General features: G+C 67.6%; 13 protein-coding genes. 8 read left to right on the top strand and 5 right to left on the bottom strand.

From position 1 onward, the window contains the following. Positions 1–6 precede the first annotated feature (6 nt). A complete protein-coding gene (thiL, locus tag BM345_RS16790) occupies positions 7–984 on the bottom strand; it encodes a thiamine-phosphate kinase (protein WP_093381280.1) in 978 nt (325 codons plus the stop codon). A 477-nt stretch (positions 985–1,461) separates the two neighbouring features. On the opposite strand from thiL, the gene BM345_RS16785 reads away from it, so the two are divergent. After that, positions 1,462–3,186, top strand: a complete 1,725-nt coding sequence (locus BM345_RS16785; protein ID WP_175545039.1) for an esterase/lipase family protein — start codon at positions 1,462–1,464, stop codon at positions 3,184–3,186. 149 nt (positions 3,187–3,335) lie between these two features. Continuing rightward, a complete protein-coding gene (locus tag BM345_RS16780) occupies positions 3,336–4,376 on the top strand; it encodes a T6SS immunity protein Tli4 family protein (protein ID WP_139237539.1) in 1,041 nt (346 codons plus the stop codon). 28 nt (positions 4,377–4,404) lie between these two features. Here the strand turns inward: BM345_RS16780 and BM345_RS16775 are convergent, their stop codons facing one another. The 3 genes from BM345_RS16775 to apaG all read right to left on the bottom strand — a co-directional run bounded on the left by BM345_RS16775 (position 4,405) and on the right by apaG (position 7,316). After that, the gene (locus tag BM345_RS16775) at positions 4,405–5,559 is read right to left on the bottom strand and encodes a YbdK family carboxylate-amine ligase (protein ID WP_093381276.1); all 1,155 of its coding nucleotides are present in this window, start codon (positions 5,557–5,559) and stop codon (positions 4,405–4,407) included. Beyond that, positions 5,556–6,821, bottom strand: coding sequence for a cation:proton antiporter (locus BM345_RS16770; protein ID WP_093381275.1), 1,266 nt, complete (start codon positions 6,819–6,821; stop codon positions 5,556–5,558). Before BM345_RS16770 ends, BM345_RS16775 begins: the two co-directional genes overlap by 4 nt. Before the next feature lie 81 nt (positions 6,822–6,902). Further along, complete coding sequence (apaG, locus tag BM345_RS16765; RefSeq protein ID WP_093381273.1) at positions 6,903–7,316, bottom strand: Co2+/Mg2+ efflux protein ApaG; 414 nt, start codon at positions 7,314–7,316, stop codon at positions 6,903–6,905. A 52-nt stretch (positions 7,317–7,368) separates the two neighbouring features. On the opposite strand from apaG, the gene rpe reads away from it, so the two are divergent. Beyond that, positions 7,369–8,055 carry a ribulose-phosphate 3-epimerase gene (rpe, locus tag BM345_RS16760; protein WP_093381272.1) on the top strand — a complete coding sequence of 229 codons (687 nt, stop codon included), beginning with the start codon at positions 7,369–7,371 and terminating at the stop codon, positions 8,053–8,055. An 8-nt stretch (positions 8,056–8,063) separates the two neighbouring features. On the opposite strand, the gene BM345_RS16755 is transcribed toward rpe, so the two are convergent. Beyond that, positions 8,064–8,315, bottom strand: a complete 252-nt coding sequence (locus BM345_RS16755) for a hypothetical protein (protein WP_093381270.1) — start codon at positions 8,313–8,315, stop codon at positions 8,064–8,066. Positions 8,316–8,414: 99 nt separating this feature from the next. Here BM345_RS16755 and BM345_RS16750 point away from each other — a divergent pair, with 99 nt between their 5' ends. The 5 genes from BM345_RS16750 to BM345_RS16730 all read left to right on the top strand — a co-directional run bounded on the left by BM345_RS16750 (position 8,415) and on the right by BM345_RS16730 (position 17,652). Next, positions 8,415–9,425: a M14 family metallopeptidase gene (locus tag BM345_RS16750; protein WP_093381269.1), complete on the top strand. Its 1,011-nt coding sequence runs from the start codon at positions 8,415–8,417 to the stop codon at positions 9,423–9,425. A gap of 217 nt (positions 9,426–9,642) precedes the next feature. Next, on the top strand, positions 9,643–10,632 hold the full coding sequence (locus tag BM345_RS16745) for a non-homologous end joining protein Ku (protein ID WP_093381456.1): 990 nt from the start codon (positions 9,643–9,645) through the stop codon (positions 10,630–10,632). A 48-nt stretch (positions 10,633–10,680) separates the two neighbouring features. Next, entirely contained in the window at positions 10,681–13,269 is a 2,589-nt protein-coding gene (ligD, locus tag BM345_RS16740) for a DNA ligase D (RefSeq protein WP_093381267.1), read from the top strand. A 376-nt stretch (positions 13,270–13,645) separates the two neighbouring features. Then, positions 13,646–15,865 (top strand): CHAT domain-containing protein, encoded by a 2,220-nt coding sequence (locus BM345_RS16735; RefSeq protein ID WP_093381266.1) that lies wholly within the window; start codon positions 13,646–13,648, stop codon positions 15,863–15,865. Then, complete coding sequence (locus tag BM345_RS16730; RefSeq protein WP_254789775.1) at positions 15,862–17,652, top strand: ShlB/FhaC/HecB family hemolysin secretion/activation protein; 1,791 nt, start codon at positions 15,862–15,864, stop codon at positions 17,650–17,652. Before BM345_RS16735 ends, BM345_RS16730 begins: the two co-directional genes overlap by 4 nt. Positions 17,653–17,658 lie beyond the last annotated feature (6 nt).

The raw sequence follows: 17,658 nt of genomic DNA, 5'->3' as shown, positions 1-17,658 counted from the left end.
ACAGGCTCAGCCGAAGTGATCGAAGGATGCGTATTGCTGGCGTGCCAGCGGCTGGCCTTTTCCGTCGACCAGCCGCAGGCCGGCTTCGGCCTCGATCCGGCCGATGCGGGTGACCTGGGTGGCGGCCGCGCGGCCGGCGTGTTCCACCGCCTCGCGTGAAGCCTGCGGCGCGGTGAAAGCCAGCTCGTAGTCGTCGCCGCCGGCCAGCGTGAAGGCATGGCGGGCCTCGGCGGCCAATGCAAGTGCGTGGCCGTCCGGGTGCCGGGCCGCGGCCAGGCGGCTTGCCACCGCGTCGGCGTCCAGCGTGGCGCCCACGCCGCTTTGCTTGAGGATGTGCGCAAGGTCTCCGGCGAGGCCGTCGCTCAGGTCCACCGCGCTGCTTGCGATGCCGCGCAGCTGCTGGCCCAGGGCCACGCGGGGCGTGGGCATCTCCATGCGCTCGCGCGCGAGCTGCATGAGGCCGCCGGGCAGCGAGAGCTTGCCGCGGAACACCTCCAGCGCCAGCCGCGCGTCGCCCAGGGTGCCGCTGACCCAGATGTCGTCGCCCACCTTGGCGCCCGAGCGAAGCAGAACGCTGCCGGCCGGCACCTCGCCGAACACCGTGATGCAGATGTTGAGCGGGCCGCGCGTGGTGTCGCCGCCCACCAGCTCGCAGCCGTGCGCATCGGCCAGCGCGAACAGGCCATGCGCGAAACCCTGCAGCCAGCGCTCGTCCACGCCGGGCAGCGACAGGGCCAGCGTGAAGGCCAGCGGCTTCGCGCCGCAGGCGGCCAGGTCGCTGAGGTTCACGGCCAGCGACTTGTGGCCCAGGCGCGCCGGATCGACGGTCGATAGGAAGTGCCGCCCCTCCACCAGCATGTCGGTGGATACGGCCAGCTGCATGCCCGGCGCCGGCGCGAGCAAGGCGCAGTCGTCGCCCACGCCCAGCGGCGAGCGCTGCGCCGGGCGCGTGAAGTAGCGTGCGATCAGATCGAATTCACCCATGCCTGCCGAGCATACGCGGCCGACCAGGGCAGAGCCTTTTCTGGTGAAGCGTGAAGAAAAAATCCGGGGAAACTCGGTGTCGTCTCGTTCAAGTGAGTGAGACGGCTGCGTGCTTGCAGCACTAAGCTGCTGCGAGTCCGTGGAGCCACAGGCGCAACGCCCGCGACAACCGGACCGCTTCAACACAATAAACCAGGGAGTCAGAAGCAATGCAAGCGCATATCGCGCGGACGTCGGGCGTCCGCAATTCATCCGTTCCCATTCGTTGCGCCGATCGGCACTCGCGCCCCTTTGTTGGCGGGCCGCGTAGGCGTCGCCTGCCAGCCCCGTTTCGTTAAGCAGGCGCCCGCCTCGTACGACCCATCTTTGCGCCTCTGCGCAAGAACCGCCAACGCGGCCAGACCAATGGCCGCGCCACGGCATGCAGGGCGTGCCGATCGAAGGCCGGCCCTGTCCGGCAACAACCATGGAACAGATATGAGCGACACCACCAGTCCCGCGGGTCCGCGGGTGCGGCTGCCAATGCCACAACCCGACGGTCCTCCGCTATACCGCCACAACCTGACGCGCAAGGAGCGCAGCGATCTGGTCGAGATTCGCGTGCTCGTCGTGAATACGCTGCCCATCGTATTCGTACCGGGGGTCATGGGGTCCAACTTGCGTGCCATGGACAGTGAAATGACGAAGGTTTGGAACCTCGATTCACCTGCAGGGCTGCTTGCCGACAAGGTCATGGAAAGCGCTGGGGATCGTCAGAAACTCTTGCATCCTGATCGGACCCTCGTCGACGACCGCGGGCAGGTTCCTTCAGAACAAGTCGGCAGCATCATCGTGGGGAAAGACAAGACGCCAGAGGCCAGCTATCGCCAGCGCGGCTGGGGCGAAATCGGCAAGGGCAGCTACCAGGATTTTCTGATGATGCTGGAGAAAACGCTCAACGGCCATCGCACGGGTCAGCCCGATCAAAACGACGTCGCCGCCAAGATAGCCGAGCTCATGGAACTGAAGGCCAAGGACCCGGCCGACCAGCACTGGCGGCCGCAAAAAGGCGAGGCCCACATCGAGACGCGCGACTTCGAGAAGCTGCGCGAATGGTTCTTCCCGGTCTACGCCTGCGGCTACAACTGGCTGGACGACAACGCCAAGAGCGCGCAGCGGCTCAAGCAGCGGATCGAACAGGTGATCGCCGAAAGGAACAACGCCAACTCGCGTTGCCAGCAGGTCATCCTGGTCACCCACAGCATGGGAGGACTGGTTGCCCGCGCCTGCCAGCAGTTGGACGGCATGGAGTCGAAGATTGCCGGAATCGTGCATGGGGTGATGCCGGTGGATGGCGCTCCTATCGCGTACCGCCGCTGCAAGTTGGGCCTTGCCGAGGAGAACTGGGCTGTCGGACAGGTCATCGGCAGCACCGGGCAGGAAGTGACGGCGATCTTTGCGCAAGCGCCTGGTCCGCTCGAACTTCTGCCAACGCACCGCTATTCAAGGAACTGGATCGAGGTGCGCGCAGATGAGAAGACGGTGCAAAAGACCTTGCATGAGTCGGATCCCTACACAGAGATCTACAGGCGTCGCGACCGTTGGTGGGCCCTTGTCAAGGAGGAGTGGCTTGCGCCAAAGGATGGAGTCCCTATCAAGTGGGTCGACTATCTGAAGTTCCTGACGCTGGCAGAGGACTTTCACAAACAGGTGGTGACGGAAAAGAGCTACCACCCCAACACCTACGCCTTCTACGGTGCCGACACCAAGGGCAAGACCCGAAGCTTCGAGCGTGTCGTTTGGCGAATGAAGCGCGGCGCGGGACTCTCCGACACCGGCCCGACGCCAGACGACGTCTACGTCATGACGCCGCAGCAGGTGGACATGGACGGAGAGAACCCCGAGTACGTCAAGAGTCGGCAGCAAATCAAGGTCGCTGGAAAAGGCACAGCGCAACACGCCGTTGAAGCCGTCCAATGGGAACTGCGCGCCGACATGGCGGACGGAACAGGCGATGGCACCGTCCCCGCCCAATCTGGGCGCAGCCCTGTGAACTGCGCCAAGGTGCGAGAGGTATTCCGCCTCAGCGGGGTGGAGCATGAGCCGGCATACAGGAACGAGAGCCCCATCGCCCGGCAAGTGGCGCTCTACGCCATCAGCAAGATCGCGCTGGAGGCCAGATTGCCGCCTGGCCCGCCATTGAAACCCAAGGGCCAAGCATGACGGGGCCGTTTCGTCCGCCCACTGGGGCGGGCCGCCGGCTTCACCGCTTGGCATGGGTCGCCCTGGCCACGCTTTTCGCAGTCCTCGCATGCGCGGCGCTGCTTGGCTGGCTGCCCTTCTTCTTTGTCCCTGGCTACACCCCCCAGACCATGACCACGATCACCTCGCAGCGCACCACCCACTGCATCGGCCGCTACCTCATCACGCTGCCTTCGAATTTCGAGCTGTCCACTGGGGGGTGGGGCGACATCGAGCTGTATTACGGGCTGGACAAGGACTTTGAACGCGTTTACGCCACGGTCAAGCCGGGACACTACACGAACGAGCAGTTCTGGGACGAAGTGAACAAGCGCCGCTTTGCCCTGAGGGACAAGACGAACGACCAAACCAAGGGTTCGATGCTGTTGCACGGGGAGCAGATCGACGCGACTTCGGCTCTGCTGCGACGCCTGAGTGACGAGCTTCACGCCTTGTCGATCAAGAGCGAAGTGCATGTGCTGGTGGGCTCGCGCTACGTGACGCTGGAGCAAGAGTCATACAGCAAGGACGAAAACAACATCAGCTTCAGGAACGCCGATCCGGCGCCCGCCGAGGCGCGCCTGAAGATGATTGCATCCAAGCTGCTGCCCTACCAGAACGCAGAGCGTGCCAAGCCCGGCTTTTGCATGCAGGGCGTGCTGTTCGACGTGGGGCAGGACGATGAGTCGGCATCCTTCAGGTTCCGTACCAAAGACATGGGGGATCTCGTTCTCAATGTCTCTTACCACGCTGTCACTGGACAGCCCAGACTGGGTCCTTTGGAGCGAAAGCAGCAGGGTTTTGCACGCTACGCGCAAATCCGATCACTGGCCGCGACCTTGCGTGAACGGAGGACGTCTCTCGGAGGAGCCTCTGCTGAAGAAGTGCTTCTCAAGACGACTCGTTCACCGATCCATCAGTTTTTCTACATCGAACGGCGCGATGACCAGCCGCGCACGCTCGATCGGCCCTACTTCGGCATCACGCTGAAGACGGGAATGATGTACCAGGTATCCATTCGACCTGGACAGGAGCCACCGCCCACGGAGGGCAATGCCTACTACCATCCGCAAGACCATGCCATCGTGCATCCGGAGAGCGACTCCAGCCTGTCTGACGAACAGGCGTTGAAGTTGTGGGATGAGGTCGTGGCTTCGGTGCGCAAGCGCTAGCCCTAGCCCTAGCCCTCGCCACGCCGCACTACGCCGCAGCCATACCCCGGAAACGCAGCGCAGCCTGCCGCACCACCTCGCCCAGCATCCGCTCGCGGCTCTGGCGCTCGCGCAGCCAGCGCGCATCGTTCTGGCTGGCCTCCACGCCCGAGCGCAGCTGCGCCAGGCCTTCGGTGGCGTTGAGCGCCTCGCTGTGCCACTCGAGCTGCGTCATCGTCATGAGGATGTGCTCGCGCAGCGGCATGTGGTCGCCGGTGGCCGGGTCCACGTACACCGCGTCCAGCCCGAAGCGGCAGGCCTGGAAGCGGTTGTAGGTGTAGACCAGGTAGTCGTCCTCGCTGGGCGTGAAGGGCTGCTCCTGCAGGAACCACGCGGCCAGCGACTGCACGTAGCCGGCAAGGGCCGCGGCGCGCTCCACCGTCAGCGGCGTGTCGAAGACGCGGATCTCGATGGTGCCGAACTCCGGCTTGGGCCGGATGTCCCAGTAGAAGTCCTTCATGCTGCTGACCACGCCGGTGCGGGTCATGCGGGCGAAGTAGGCCTCGAACTCCTTCCAGGTCAGCGCGAAGGGCGCGCGGCCCGAGAGCGGAAAGGCGAACACCGAGTTCAGCCGCGCCGAGTCGAACTGCGTGTCCTGCCCCTGCACGTACGGGCTGGAGGCCGACAGCGCGATGAAGTGCGGGATGTAGCGCGACATGCGGTGCAGCATCAGCAGGGCCGCGTCCGCGTCAGGGCAGCCGATGTGCACGTGTTGCCCGAAGATGGTGAACTGCTTGGAGAGGTAGCCGTACAGCTCCGACAGCTGCCGGAAGCGCGGCTTGTCGTAGATGCGCTGCTCGTGCCACTGCTGGAAGGCATGCGTGCCGCCGCCCAGCACCGCGATGTTGAGCTTGTCGGCGTTCTTGACCAGCGCATCGCGGATGGGCGTGAGCTGCTCCAGCACGTCCTTGGCCGAATGGCACACGCCGGTGGAGATCTCGATCATGCTGGAGGTCATCTCCGGCACCACGCTGCCGGGCAGCGGCGTCTGCGCCATCAGGCGCAGCATGTCCTCGGCATAGGGCGTGAGGTCGTAGTCGTGCGTGTTGACCAGCTGCAGCTCCAGCTCCACGCCCAGCGACAGGGCCTCGGAATGCGCAAAGGGCTCCAGCGCAAGCACGCGTTCGGAATGTGCGGCCTTCATCGGGTGGTCTCCTCGCTGCGGCTGAAGGCCTGCGCCAGCCAGGGTTGTGAGCTCTCGCCGGCCGCGTGGATCGCCACCGTGGCCAGCACCGCGCCCAGCACTTCCATCAGCAGGATGGCGGGCAGGGCGATCTGCGTGATCATGTTGCCCAGCAGGGGCGAGGCGGTCACGAAGTTGGAAGCGATGAGCAGCGCCACAGCCGACAGCGGCGACATCGCCACGCCCAGCCACAGCGCCTGGGTCCAGCTGGCGCCGCTGCCCGGGTTGGCAATGGCCACGCCGGCCACCTTGGCCACCAGCCGCACGCCCAGCAGGATCAGCACCGTGCTGGCCACCGGCAGGCTCCAGTCGGCCTGCGCGGCCACCATGGAGACCAGCACGAACATCAGCATGGTCAGTAGCGAGGACGCCGTGCCCAGCTGCCGCGGCCAGGTCCAGGGCTTGGGGTTGAGCTGCTTGAGCAGCACGCCGCCGATGAGCGCGGCCAGCGCAGCCGAGCCGCCCAGGTGCGCCGCCACCGCGGCGCCCGCGGCGATGATGGCCAGCAGCAGGATCGAGGTGTTCTCGCTGCTCGGGCTCATCACGCGCAGCGCCGAGCGCAGCGCCAGCGCCATCAGCGCGCCCACCACGAAGGACAGGCCCAGCACCACCGCGACCGGGTAGAGCTTCTGCATCAGCGTGGCCGGCGCGCGCTCCAGCATGCCGGCATGCGCATAGCCCAGGGTGAGCGCGTAAAGGGTGTTGAGCGTGGCCAACGCCAGCGCGCGTTCGATCACCGGGCCGGTGGCGCTGGCATCCAGCGCCACGCGGCTGAGCACCGCGGGCGAGGCCACCACCGCGATCAGCGCCAGCGGGCCGGCCACCACGTCGGCCATGCCCAGCCAACTCAGGGTCCAGAAGACGGCGAAGTAGGTCAGCGTGGCTTCGAGAATGCTCTGCACCAGCACCATCGGGTTGTAGCGGAACCAGCGCAGCGGCAGCCGCCCGCCGGCTTCGAAGAGCACGATGGCCACGCCCAGTTCGAGCAGGAAGAGGCCGGTGCCCTGCAGCGGCCACATCGGGCCCTCGAAGCCGGAGAAGCCCGCGATGGTGCCGACGACTGTGTAGCCCACCAGCTTGGGCATGCCGGTGTAGCGCTGCACCAGGTGGCCCGCGGCCGCGGCGGCGGCCAGCAGCAGCGACCACACCACCGTGGGGAATCCAGCCGAGGGGCGCACCCACTCGGACCAGAAGCCCAGCAGATCATTGAGAAAAGCGTTCATGCGAGTTGTTCTTGCGGCGCGCCCGCGAGGGCGGCGCGCCGTGCGTAATTCATCCGGCGCGCGCGCCGGGCTCTGTTGAAGTCAGTGGAGGACGCGCGAGGACGGAATGCCGCCCGCACTGCTGTCGTCCGCGCTCGCGTCCAGCACGAACATCGGGATGGGCACGTCGAAACGCTCGCCCTGCTCGGTCACGAAGAAGTAACTTCCCTGCATCGTCCCGGTGCCCGCGTGAAGCCGGCAGCCACTGGTGTAACGAAACGATTCGCCAGGCGGAATCAGCGGCTGCTGGCCGATGACGCCCAGCCCCTTGACCTCCTGGCGCTGGCCCGCTGCATCGTCGATGACCCAGTGGCGCGAGATGAGCTGCACCGGCACCCGGCCGTTGTTCGTGACGGTGATGGTGTAGGCGAAGGTGTAGATGCGATCGCCCGGCGAAGACTGCTCGTGCAGGTATCGCGGTTCGACCAGGACGCCGATCGTGCTGCTGGTGGACATCCCCCCATGGTAGCGGACACCTCGGGCCCCGGGCCTGCGACAATCCCGGGTCATGACGAGCCCCACCTACCGTATCGCCCCTTCCATCCTCTCGGCCGACTTCGCGCGCCTGGGCGCGGAGGTCTCCGACGTCATCGCCGCCGGCGCCGACTGGATCCATTTCGACGTGATGGACAACCATTACGTGCCCAACCTCACCTTCGGCCCCATGGTGTGCCAGGCGCTCAAACCTCACGCCAAGACGCCCGATGGCCAGGCCGTGCCCATCGACGTGCACCTGATGATCCAGCCGGTGGACGCCCTGGCCGCTGCCTTCGCGCAGGCTGGCGCGGACTACATCAGCTTCCACCCGGACGCCTCGCCGCACGTGCACCGCAGCATCCAGGCCATCCGCGCTGCCGGCGCAAAGCCGGGGCTGGTGTTCAACCCGGGCCTGGGCCTGGAGGCGCTGGACTGGGCCATCGACGACATCGACCTGATCCTCATCATGAGCGTCAACCCGGGCTTCGGCGGCCAGAGCTTCATCGATTCCGCGCTGCGCAAGATCGAGCAGGCACGCAAGCGCATCGAACTGAGCGGCCGCGATATCCGCCTGGAAGTCGATGGCGGCATCAAGGCGGACAACATCGCCCGCGTCGCCAGCGCCGGCGCAGACACCTTCGTCGCCGGCAGCGCCATCTTCAATGCGCCGGATTACAAGGCCGTGATCGGCCAGATGCGGACCAACCTGGCGCGCTGAGCGCGCGCTCAACGTTTCACTTTTTCTCGATAGACGCGGTCCACCACCGGGCCGCGGTCGGTATCGACCACGCCGCGCTCCACGTCGTCGTGGGCCTTCTTGCCGATTTCAGGGGGCTCGCCGCCCTGGGTCTCCTGGCTGTCGGAAGACTCGTCGCGCTCGTGCGGCAGGCGCGGCTTGCCTTCGCCGTCCTGCTGCACCTTGGTCTTGCCGCCGCCTGCATCCTTCAGGTCGTCGGGCTTGCTGCGTTCCGTGGCCATGGCGCTCCTTCCTTCTCTTGCATGTGCCAGAGGTTGTCTCACGGCGGGGCTGCGCAAGGGGTAGGAGCCTGCTGCGGGCGGCTGTAGGATCGCCCGCCTATGCCCGCCACTTCCGATGCCGATGTCTTCGCCTCTCCCTGGAGCCACCTGCCCGACGTGCTGCGCACGCATGGCTATGCCGCGCTGCAGCCCGGGCCGCGCGTCATGGTGCTGGGCGGCGTGCACGGCAACGAGACCTGCGGCAGCCGCGCCATCGAGCGCGTGGTCGCGCAACTCGATGCGGGCGAACTGACCCTGCTGCGCGGCCAGCTCACGCTGGTGCCGGTGGCCAACCCGCTGGCGCGCCGGCGCATGGCGCGCGAAGGCGAGCGCAACCTCAACCGCCTGTTCGTGCCCACGCCGCAAGGCAAGGAGCCCGCTGACTACGAGGCCCGCCTCACCGACCTGCTGTGCCCGCTGCTCGATCGGCACGAGGTGCTGCTGGACCTGCATTCTTTCCAGAGCGTGGGCGAGGCCTTCGCCATGATCGGCCCGCGCGACAACACCGGCACGCTGGAGCCCTTTGCGCGGGCGGGCGAGGAAGGCCTGCTGGCCCTGCACCTGCGCACGCCACGCGTCGTCGAGGGCTGGCTGGACGTCTACGCCGCGGGCCTGGCGCAACGCCAGCGCGCCGGCGTTGCGGTCGATGAGAGCGCGGTGGACTTCGGCCGCGGCACCAACGAGTACATGCGCAGCCGCGGCGGCTACGGCGTGACGCTGGAATGCGGCCAGCACGAGGACCCGGCCGCGCCCGAGGTGGGCTACCGGGCCATCCTCTCCACCTTGCGCCTGCTGCGGATGATCGCCCCTGATCCGAACGAGGCGCCGCTGCCGCAACCCCAGCTGCTGCGCCTGGTGAGCGTCGCCGATCGCCTGCATGCGGACGACCAGTTCGTGCGCGACTGGGCCACCTTCGACGCGGTGGCGCAGGGTGAGCCCATCGGCCAGCGGGCCGACGGCACCCTGGTGCGCGCCGAGGCCGACGGCTTCATCGTCTTTCCCAACGACGAGGCCCTGCCCGGCACCGAGTGGTTCTATTTCGCCCGCGAAAGCGAGCGGCGGCTGGCCTGAACCCAGCACCACCGCCCGTTCGGGCGATGGTGGATGCGCCGCCTGCGCACGTGCTGCGCCGCGCCGCTCCTACAGGCGTCCGCGCGGCCTTGCGCTTAGAGTGCGGGTTGGAGGTGCTTTCATGGCGGCTTCGGCAAAGGCAGCATCGAAGAACAAACCGGCGACCGCGCGCAAGTCTGCGCGCACCGGCAGCAGCGGCAAGAGCAGTGGCAAGAAGATGAGCCGCGCAGCCCCCGCCGGCTCCGGCAAGGGCACGCCGCGCGTGCTCTGGAAGGGCGCCATCAGCTTCGGCCTGGTCCACATCCCGGTGGCGCTCTATGCCGCTACCGTGAACCACGGCATCGACTTCGACTGGCTGGACAAGCGCTCCATGGATCCGGTGGGCTACAAGCGCATCAACAAGCGCACCGGCCGCGAGATCGAGCGCGAGCAGATCGTGAAGGGCGTGGAGTACGAGGACGGCCAATACGTGGTGCTCTCCGACAAGGAGATTGCCGACGCCTATCCCCGCAGCACGCAGACCATCGAGATCGAGAGCTTCGTGCCCGCGGAGAGCGTGCCCTTCGTTTTCCTGGAGCGGCCCTACTACCTGGCGCCCATCAACCGCGGCGGCAAGGTCTATGCCCTTTTGCGCGAAACCCTGCAGCGCAGCGGCCGTGTGGGCTTGGCGCGGGTGGTGATTTCCAGCCGCCAGCACCTGGCGATGCTGGTGCCCTCGGGTCCGGGCATGGTGCTCAACCTATTGCGTTGGAGCGAGGACCTGCGGCCCTGGAAAGCGCTGCCCCTGCCGCCGGAAAGCATGAAGGCCGCCGGCGTCACCGACCGCGAGCTGAAGATGGCAACCGAGCTCATCAAGGATATGAGCGCCGACTTCGATCCCGAGGCCTTCCACGATTCCTTCACCGAGCAGATCATGGCGCTGGTCAAGCGCAAGGCGGAGGCCGGCAAGACCGAGTCGGTGAGCCAGCCTGGGCCGATGGAAGAAGAGGGGCCGGGCGCCAGCGCCAAGGTGGTGGACCTGACCGAACTGCTGCAGCGCAGCCTGCGCCAGGGCGGGCGGGGCGGCTCCGGTGCGCACAAGGCGCAGACGAAGCGCGGGTCCGGCGACGAATCGACGCGCGAAGCCAAGGCCGAACCGAAGGCCGCGACGAAGACGCGCCGCGCGTCCACCCGCAAGACCGCACCGGCGGCGCGCAAGCGCGCCTGAGGCGCGGCGAAGCGCCACCATCGCCAACCATCCACGGACGCAGCGCCCATGGACAAGACCCGCGACGCCCTCGCTACCTACCAGCGCAAGCGCGATTTCGCCAAGACCCCCGAACCCAGTGAAGGCGGCGCGGCAACCGGTGCCACGCGGCTTTCCTTCGTGGTGCAGAAGCACCATGCGAGCCACCTGCACTACGACTTCCGCCTGGAACTCGATGGCACGCTCAAGAGCTGGGCCGTGCCCAAGGGCCCCTGCCTGGACCCGACGGTCAAGCGCATGGCGGTGGAGGTGGAAGACCATCCCATCTCCTACGCAGACTTCGAGGGCACCATCCCCGCCGGCAACTACGGAGCGGGCCGCGTCATCGTCTGGGACCGCGGCGAGTGGGAGCCGGTGGGCGACCCGCGCCAGGGCCTGGCAAAGGGAGATCTCAAGTTCAACCTGTTCGGCCACAAGCTGCGCGGCCGCTGGGTGCTGGTGCGCATGCATCGAAAGGGCGAGCAGGAGAAGAAGCCCGCCTGGCTGCTCATCAAGGAGCGCGACGGCGAGGTGCGGCCACTGTCGGACTACGACGTGACCGAGGCCATGCCCGACAGCGTGCTGGGACTGGGCGACGCACCTGCCGCCAAGCCGGGCAAGGCAAGGAAGTCCGCTGCCGCCGGGGAGGTGGTGGAGCCCAAGCCGCCACCCAAGGCCGCGCTGCCCGCGAACCTGGTGCCGCAGCTCGCCACGCTGGCAGAAGGACCGCCGCGCGATCCGGAGGACTGGCTGTACGAGCTCAAGTTCGACGGCTACCGCCTGCTGGCACGCATCGAAGGCAAGGAGGTGCGCTGCTTCACGCGCAACGGGCACGACTGGAGCGAGCGCCTGCCCGAACTGGTGAAGGCCCTGCGCACGCTGGAGCTCAAGTCGGGCTGGATCGACGGCGAGATCGTGGTGGAGGGCGAGAATGGCACGCCGGACTTCCAGGCGCTGCAGAACGCCTTCGAGCGCAGTTCCACCTCCAGGATCGTGTACTGGATGTTCGACGTGCCCTACCTCGACGGACACGACCTGCGCGATGTTCCCTTCGAGCAGCGCTCGGTGCTGCTGCGCGGCCTGATCGGCGAGAAGACGGCGCCGCAACTGCGCGTGAGCGAGGCCTTCGATGCCGATCCGCGGGGCTTGCTTGCGGCTGCCTCCAAGCTGGGCTTCGAAGGCATCGTGGGGAAGCGGCGTGACGCGGCCTATGTGTCGCGCCGCTCGCCGAGCTGGATCAAGCTCAAGGCCACGCTGCGGCAGGAGTTCGTCATCGGCGGCTACACGGCGCCCGCCGGCGCGCGCAACGGCTTCGGCTCGCTGCTGCTGGGCGTGCACGACGAGAAGGGCGCGCTGCAATACTGCGGCAACGTGGGCACGGGATTCGACGAGGCGCGGCTGGCGGACATCAAGGCGCGGATGGACGCGGTGGCGGCGAAGTCCTCGCCTTTTGCGGGACCGGTGCCTTCGACCGTGAAGGTGGCGCAGTGGGTGAAGCCGCAATTGGTGGCCGAGGTGTCGTTCGGTGAATGGACCCGCGATGGTCGCATCCGGCACTCGGTGTTCCAGGGCCTGCGCGAGGACAAGCCGGCGCGGCAGATCGGGCGCGAGCAGGCCCTGGCGCCGGACGAGGTCGAGGACAGTGGCAGGCCCAAGGCAAGCAGGAAGGCCGTGCCGGGGAAGCGAAGCGAGGCTTCCGCCGCGCGCGGAGCGCCCGCCGGCGGCGCTGCACCGGCGCGCGTGCGGGTCACGAACGCAGACCGCGTGATCGACAAGTCGACAGGCATCACCAAGGGCGAGCTGGTGGCCTACTACCAGCGCATCGCGCCGCTGATGCTGCCGCACCTGCAGGGCCGGCCGGTGTCGTTGCTGCGCGCGCCCTCGGGCATCGATGGCGAGCTGTTCTTTCAGAAGCATGCGCAGAAGCGCGAGATGCCCGGTGTGACGCTGCTTCCTCCCGAGCTGGACCGCGACCACGAGCCGCTGCTGCAGATCGACACCGATGCGGCGCTGGTATCGGCGGCGCAGATGAACACCGTGGAGCTGCACACGTGGAATGCGACCTCGAACAACATCGCCAAGCCAGAGCGCATCTGCTTCGACCTGGACCCCGGCGAGGGCGTGGGTTGGCCGCACGTGCAGGAGGCCGCGATGCTGGTGCGCGCGCTGCTGGAGGAACTGGGCCTGCCGTCCTTGCTCAAGACCAGCGGCGGCAAGGGGCTGCACGTGGTGGTGCCGATCAAGCGGTACTACGAGTGGGACCCGGTTAAGGATTTTTCGCGTGCGGTGGTGGAACACCTGGCGCAGACGATTCCTTCGCGCTTCGTGGCCAAGAGCGGGCCGAAGAATCGGGTGGGCAAGATCTTCGTCGACTACCTGCGCAACGGTTTCGGGGCGACGACGGTGTCGGCCTGGTCGGTGCGCTCGCGTCCTGGCATGGGCGTGTCGGTGCCGGTGGAGTGGGACGAGCTGCCGCAGCTCAAGAGCGGGGCGCATTGGACCTTGTCGAACTTCGAGGAGCGCATCGCTGTTGGGAATTCGCCGTGGAACGAGATGGAGAAGATGCGCGTGGGATTGGCCGCGGCTATGCGCAAGCTCGGGTTTGATCCTTCTGCCTGAGAAGTTGTTCGTTCGTTCATTCGTTTGTTCAACGGTTGGGGGCGCCCCGTGGGAAACGGTGTGACGGTTTCGAGGACGGCCGAACAACCCGCCGCAAGCAATGGGGGACGACCGTGGTGCCAACGCTTGAATCGCCACCGCCGTGTCCAGTCCTTTTGACCCGCCCCGAACATCAACGCATCAAGAACACAGACTGCAAGAGAACACGCACAAGAGTTAAGCCGTAAGCGCTAGACCGTCTTGAGAATGGTCACATCCACGAGGCACTTCTAGACTGCGCCGCAAGTTGTCTGGGGCAGGCGCTCACTTTCGCAGCGTCGGAGGGACAAGCGCGCTTTCGCGCGCAGGGCTTCACAGACGGCGTGCGGAGGGTCGAATGCAACGGTGCCGGACATCTGCCAGAAGTCGCTTCCTGTTCCTTCACGAACAAGCCCCGTCGCCATCCTGGCGTCGCCTCCAGTCACTCGCTTCCCCGACCACCTTCCTGCTGCTTGCGCTCGCGCTCGCGCTCGCCGCAGCACTCGTCACGGCGCCTCGCACCGTCCACGCGCAAACCCAGGCGCCCGATGCCGAAGCTGCCGCCTCGCGCCAGGAGAAGGCGCGCCTCGCCGATGCCGACACCGTCTTCGCCCTCACGCAGGACGGCGCCATCCTCTATTCGCAGGACGCCATCAAGCTCTCCGGCTACCAGTACTGCAGCCAGGCCGTCGCGCTCGCCGAGGCCGGCGACTTCCGACAGAGCGTGCGCGCCGCCAGCAAGGCCCTGCACCTGGCCAACACCACGCGCGACCCCACCCTGGTCGCGTACGCCAACCGCGACCTCGCCATCGTCTACAGCTACTCCGGCCAGCTCGAAAAAGCCGAGGAGTTCGCGCGCGAAGCCATTCGCCACGAGGCCAAGGACCCCAAGCTCGTCGTAGGCCCCGCGTACAAGGTCGTGGGTGATGTGCAGACGCGCCGCGGCGACTACGCCGGCGCCGTGCTCAGCTATGACACCGCGCTGGCCAACAGCTCGCCGCGCTACACGCCGCTGGTGCAGGCCTCGCTGGTCAATGCGCTCATCGAGTCGGGCAACACCGAGCGCGCCCGCCAGCTCCTCTCCACCATGGAGACCCCCAAGGACGCCTCGCTGGCCGCGCAGTTCGAGCGCACCAAGGCGCGCCTGCTGCTGGCCGAGAACAAGCCGGCCGAGGCGCGCGACGCCTTCACGAAGCTCACCACCTACAAGGCCGGCGCCGACGCGCAGTACACCCGCATGTGGGCCTGGGACGGCGTCGCGCGCAGCGACATCGCGCTGGGCGACAAGCAGGCGGCCGCGCAGGCCTCGACCCGAGCGCTTCAGGACGTGGACGTGGTGCGCGCCAAGTTCCGCAGCGAAGAATTCAAGATGGGCCTGTTCTCCGACCTGCAGGCCGTGTTCGACCGCGCCGTCGGCCTGTACAGCGACACGGGCAACGCCGGCCAGGCGCTGGAGGTGAGCGAGCGCAGCCGCTCGCGCGCCCTGCTCGATGCGGTGCGCGGCCGCGCGGCCCTGGGCGGCGTGGAGACAGCCAGCGTCAACAGTGCCGGCCTCGCCACGCTGCAAGGCGTGCTCAAGAGCGACGAACGCGTGGTGCAATTCCACTCGCTGCCCGACCGGCTGCAGGTGTGGGTGGTGGGCCCGAACGAGATCCGCACCAGCGCCATTCCCATCAAGCGCGACGAACTGGTGGAACTGGTCGAGGGCTTCCGCAATTCGGTGGTGCGCGGGCGGCGCAACGCGATCGCCAACGCCGACAAGCTCGGTGCCGCGCTGATCGGCCCGCTGGGCATCGCGCCGGGCCAGCGGCTGGTGTTTATTCCGCATGGGCCGCTGCACTACCTGCCCTTCCAGGCGCTGCGCGTGGATGGCCGCTACCTCATCGAGACGCACCCGGTCTCGGTCGCGCCCTCGATGACCATCGCCACGCAGCTCGCGCAGCGCGGCTCGCGCGCCACGCCGCAACTGGTGGCCTTCGGCAATCCGCGCATCGAGGAAAAATACGACCTGCCCGGCGCCGAGGTGGAGGTCAAGCAACTGGCGCAGCTCTTCCCGCGCAACAACCTGTACCTCGGCACTGCCGCGACCAAGACCCAGTTCCGCGAGGCGGTGAACCGCGCGCCCATCGTGCACGTGGCTGCGCATGCCGAGGCCGACCAGGTCGATCCGCTCTATTCGCGCATCCTGCTGGCCAACGAGAACGGCAAGCAGAATTTCCTCGAGGCGCACGAGATCCTGGACATCCCGATGCGCGGCACCGCGCTGGTCACGCTCTCGGCCTGCGAGTCCGGGCTGGGCCGCATCGCCAAGGGCGACGAGGTGCTGGGCTTCACCCGCTCCTTCCTGTCGGCCGGCACCTCGGCGCTGATCGCCTCGCTGTGGCCGGTGTCCGACGACGCCACCGAGGTGCTGATGAGCACCGTGTATTCCGAACTCGCCAAGGGCAACGACGTGCAGCGCGCCATGCAGGCCGGGCAGCTGGCGGTGCTCAAGCAGCCCAAGTTGGCGCATCCCTTTTTCTGGGCGCCCTTCAACCTCATCGGCAACTGGCGGATGACGGTGGGGAGCCCGGCATGAAGAACAAGAACAAGAACAAACACCTCGCGGCCGCCATGTCTCGCGCACAGCAGCAGCACCCGCATCGGCATGCAGGCACGGTCCATCGCTTCGCGCTCGCCTCGGGCGCGCTGCTGGTGGCCGGGCTGATGCTGGCGTCGCAGCGCGCACAGGCGCAGTCGCAGCAGATCGACAGCACCACGCTCACGCCCACGCAGAACCCCTGCACGAGCTGCGCGGCCAACGCGGCGCAGCTCACGCAGGCGGCGCCGCCGCCCGGCGCGCCCACGCAGTCCCTGCCGGCCGCGCCGGCGCCGCAGACTTCCTTCCGGCTCAACGACCTGCGCCTCAACGGCGCGCAGGCCCTGCCGGCCGAGGCGCTGGATGCGGTGACCCGGCCCTACATCGGCCGCGACGTCACGCTGTCGGACCTGGAGCAGCTGGCTGGTGCCATCACCCAGCTTTACCGCGACCGTGGCTACTTCCTCGCGCAGGCGGTGGTGCCGGTGCAGAAGGTGCAGGACGGCGTGGTGGAGATCAGCGTCATCGAAGGCCGCCTGGGCCGCGTGCTGGTCAACGTGGCGCCCGACGCGCCCATCGGCGAGGCGCGCGTGCGCGCCTCCCTGGCGCGTCTGCAGGCGGGCAGCGCGGTGGATTCGCCCAGCTACGAGCGCGCCATGCTGCTGCTGTCGGACCAGCCCGGCATCCGCGTCACCTCGGCCCTGCAGGAAGGCGCGCAGCCCGGCACCACCGACCTCACGGTGGATGTGGTGGCCGCGCCGCGCTGGGAGTTCTCGGTGGATGCCGACAATCACGGCACCGAGGAATCGGGCCGCTACCGCCTGGGCGGCACGGCACGCTGGCTCAGTCCCTTCGGCATCGGCGACAACATCGACCTGCGCCTGATGGGCTCGGACGAAGGGCTGGTGTTCGGGCGCGCGTCCTACGAGGCGCCCATCGGCGCCAGTGGCCTGCGCGCGGGCGTGGGCATCGCGCATGTGCGCTACGAACTCGGCGGCAGCTTCGCCGACCTGGATGCGCACGGCACGGCGGACATCCTGGATGCGTCGCTCAACTACCCGCTGATCCGCTCGCGCCGGCAGAACCTGTTCCTGCGCGCCGGTGCCGACATCCAGGACCTGTCGGACCACTACGACGCGATTTCCTTCGACGCCAAGAAGCGCGTGCACGGCCTGGGCCTGGGCTGGGCCTGGGAACTGCGCGACGACCTGCTGGGCGGCGGCTACTGGGCCAGTTCCGGCAATTTCTATCATGGCCGCCTGGACATTCGCGACCCGGTGAGCGAGGCGCTGGACCAGGCGCCCAACGGCCTGGACACCGAGGGCGGCTTCAACAAGCTCACCTTCCGTTTCTCCCGCCTGCAGTACCTGCTGCCGCAGCACTCGCTCTATGTGAGCCTGGGCGGGCAATGGGCCGACAAGAACCTGGACCCCTCGCAGAAGCTGTCGCTGGGCGGCCCGCGCGCCGTGCGGGCCTATCCCTCGGGCGAACTGCTGGTGGACGAAGGCTACCTGGGCACGGTGGAGTGGCGCTGGTCCTTCAACGACGAAGTCACGCCCTTCCTGTTCTACGACGCGGCGCGCGGGAAGATCTCCAGGGACCCGATCACCACCCTCACCGACAACACGCAGAGCCTGCGCGGCGCGGGCTTCGGCGTGTCGTGGGCGCGCTCGGGCAACTTCGCGCTCAACGCCTCGCTGGCGTGGCGCGCCGGCACGCGCGAGGCGGTCACCGATGGCGGCGGCCACAACCCGCGGCTGTTCGTGCAGTTCCAGAAATTCTTCTAGGGCGGG

Source organism: Variovorax sp. OV329, assembly GCF_900114785.1.
Classification (GTDB): Bacteria; Pseudomonadota; Gammaproteobacteria; order Burkholderiales; family Burkholderiaceae_C; genus Variovorax.
The sequence above is the reverse complement of the archived record's forward strand: the minus strand, read 5'-3'. Positions and strand labels throughout refer to the sequence as shown.

Coding starts and splice junctions, on each gene's coding strand:
- thiL (WP_093381280.1), bottom strand. CDS start 984: ATGGGTGAATTCGATCTGATCGCACGCTACTTCACGCGCCCGGCGCAG.
- BM345_RS16785 (WP_175545039.1), top strand. CDS start 1,462: ATGAGCGACACCACCAGTCCCGCGGGTCCGCGGGTGCGGCTGCCAATG.
- BM345_RS16780 (WP_139237539.1), top strand. CDS start 3,336: ATGACCACGATCACCTCGCAGCGCACCACCCACTGCATCGGCCGCTAC.
- BM345_RS16775 (WP_093381276.1), bottom strand. CDS start 5,559: ATGAAGGCCGCACATTCCGAACGCGTGCTTGCGCTGGAGCCCTTTGCG.
- BM345_RS16770 (WP_093381275.1), bottom strand. CDS start 6,821: ATGAACGCTTTTCTCAATGATCTGCTGGGCTTCTGGTCCGAGTGGGTG.
- apaG (WP_093381273.1), bottom strand. CDS start 7,316: ATGTCCACCAGCAGCACGATCGGCGTCCTGGTCGAACCGCGATACCTG.
- rpe (WP_093381272.1), top strand. CDS start 7,369: ATGACGAGCCCCACCTACCGTATCGCCCCTTCCATCCTCTCGGCCGAC.
- BM345_RS16755 (WP_093381270.1), bottom strand. CDS start 8,315: ATGGCCACGGAACGCAGCAAGCCCGACGACCTGAAGGATGCAGGCGGC.
- BM345_RS16750 (WP_093381269.1), top strand. CDS start 8,415: ATGCCCGCCACTTCCGATGCCGATGTCTTCGCCTCTCCCTGGAGCCAC.
- BM345_RS16745 (WP_093381456.1), top strand. CDS start 9,643: ATGAGCCGCGCAGCCCCCGCCGGCTCCGGCAAGGGCACGCCGCGCGTG.
- ligD (WP_093381267.1), top strand. CDS start 10,681: ATGGACAAGACCCGCGACGCCCTCGCTACCTACCAGCGCAAGCGCGAT.
- BM345_RS16735 (WP_093381266.1), top strand. CDS start 13,646: ATGCAACGGTGCCGGACATCTGCCAGAAGTCGCTTCCTGTTCCTTCAC.
- BM345_RS16730 (WP_254789775.1), top strand. CDS start 15,862: ATGAAGAACAAGAACAAGAACAAACACCTCGCGGCCGCCATGTCTCGC.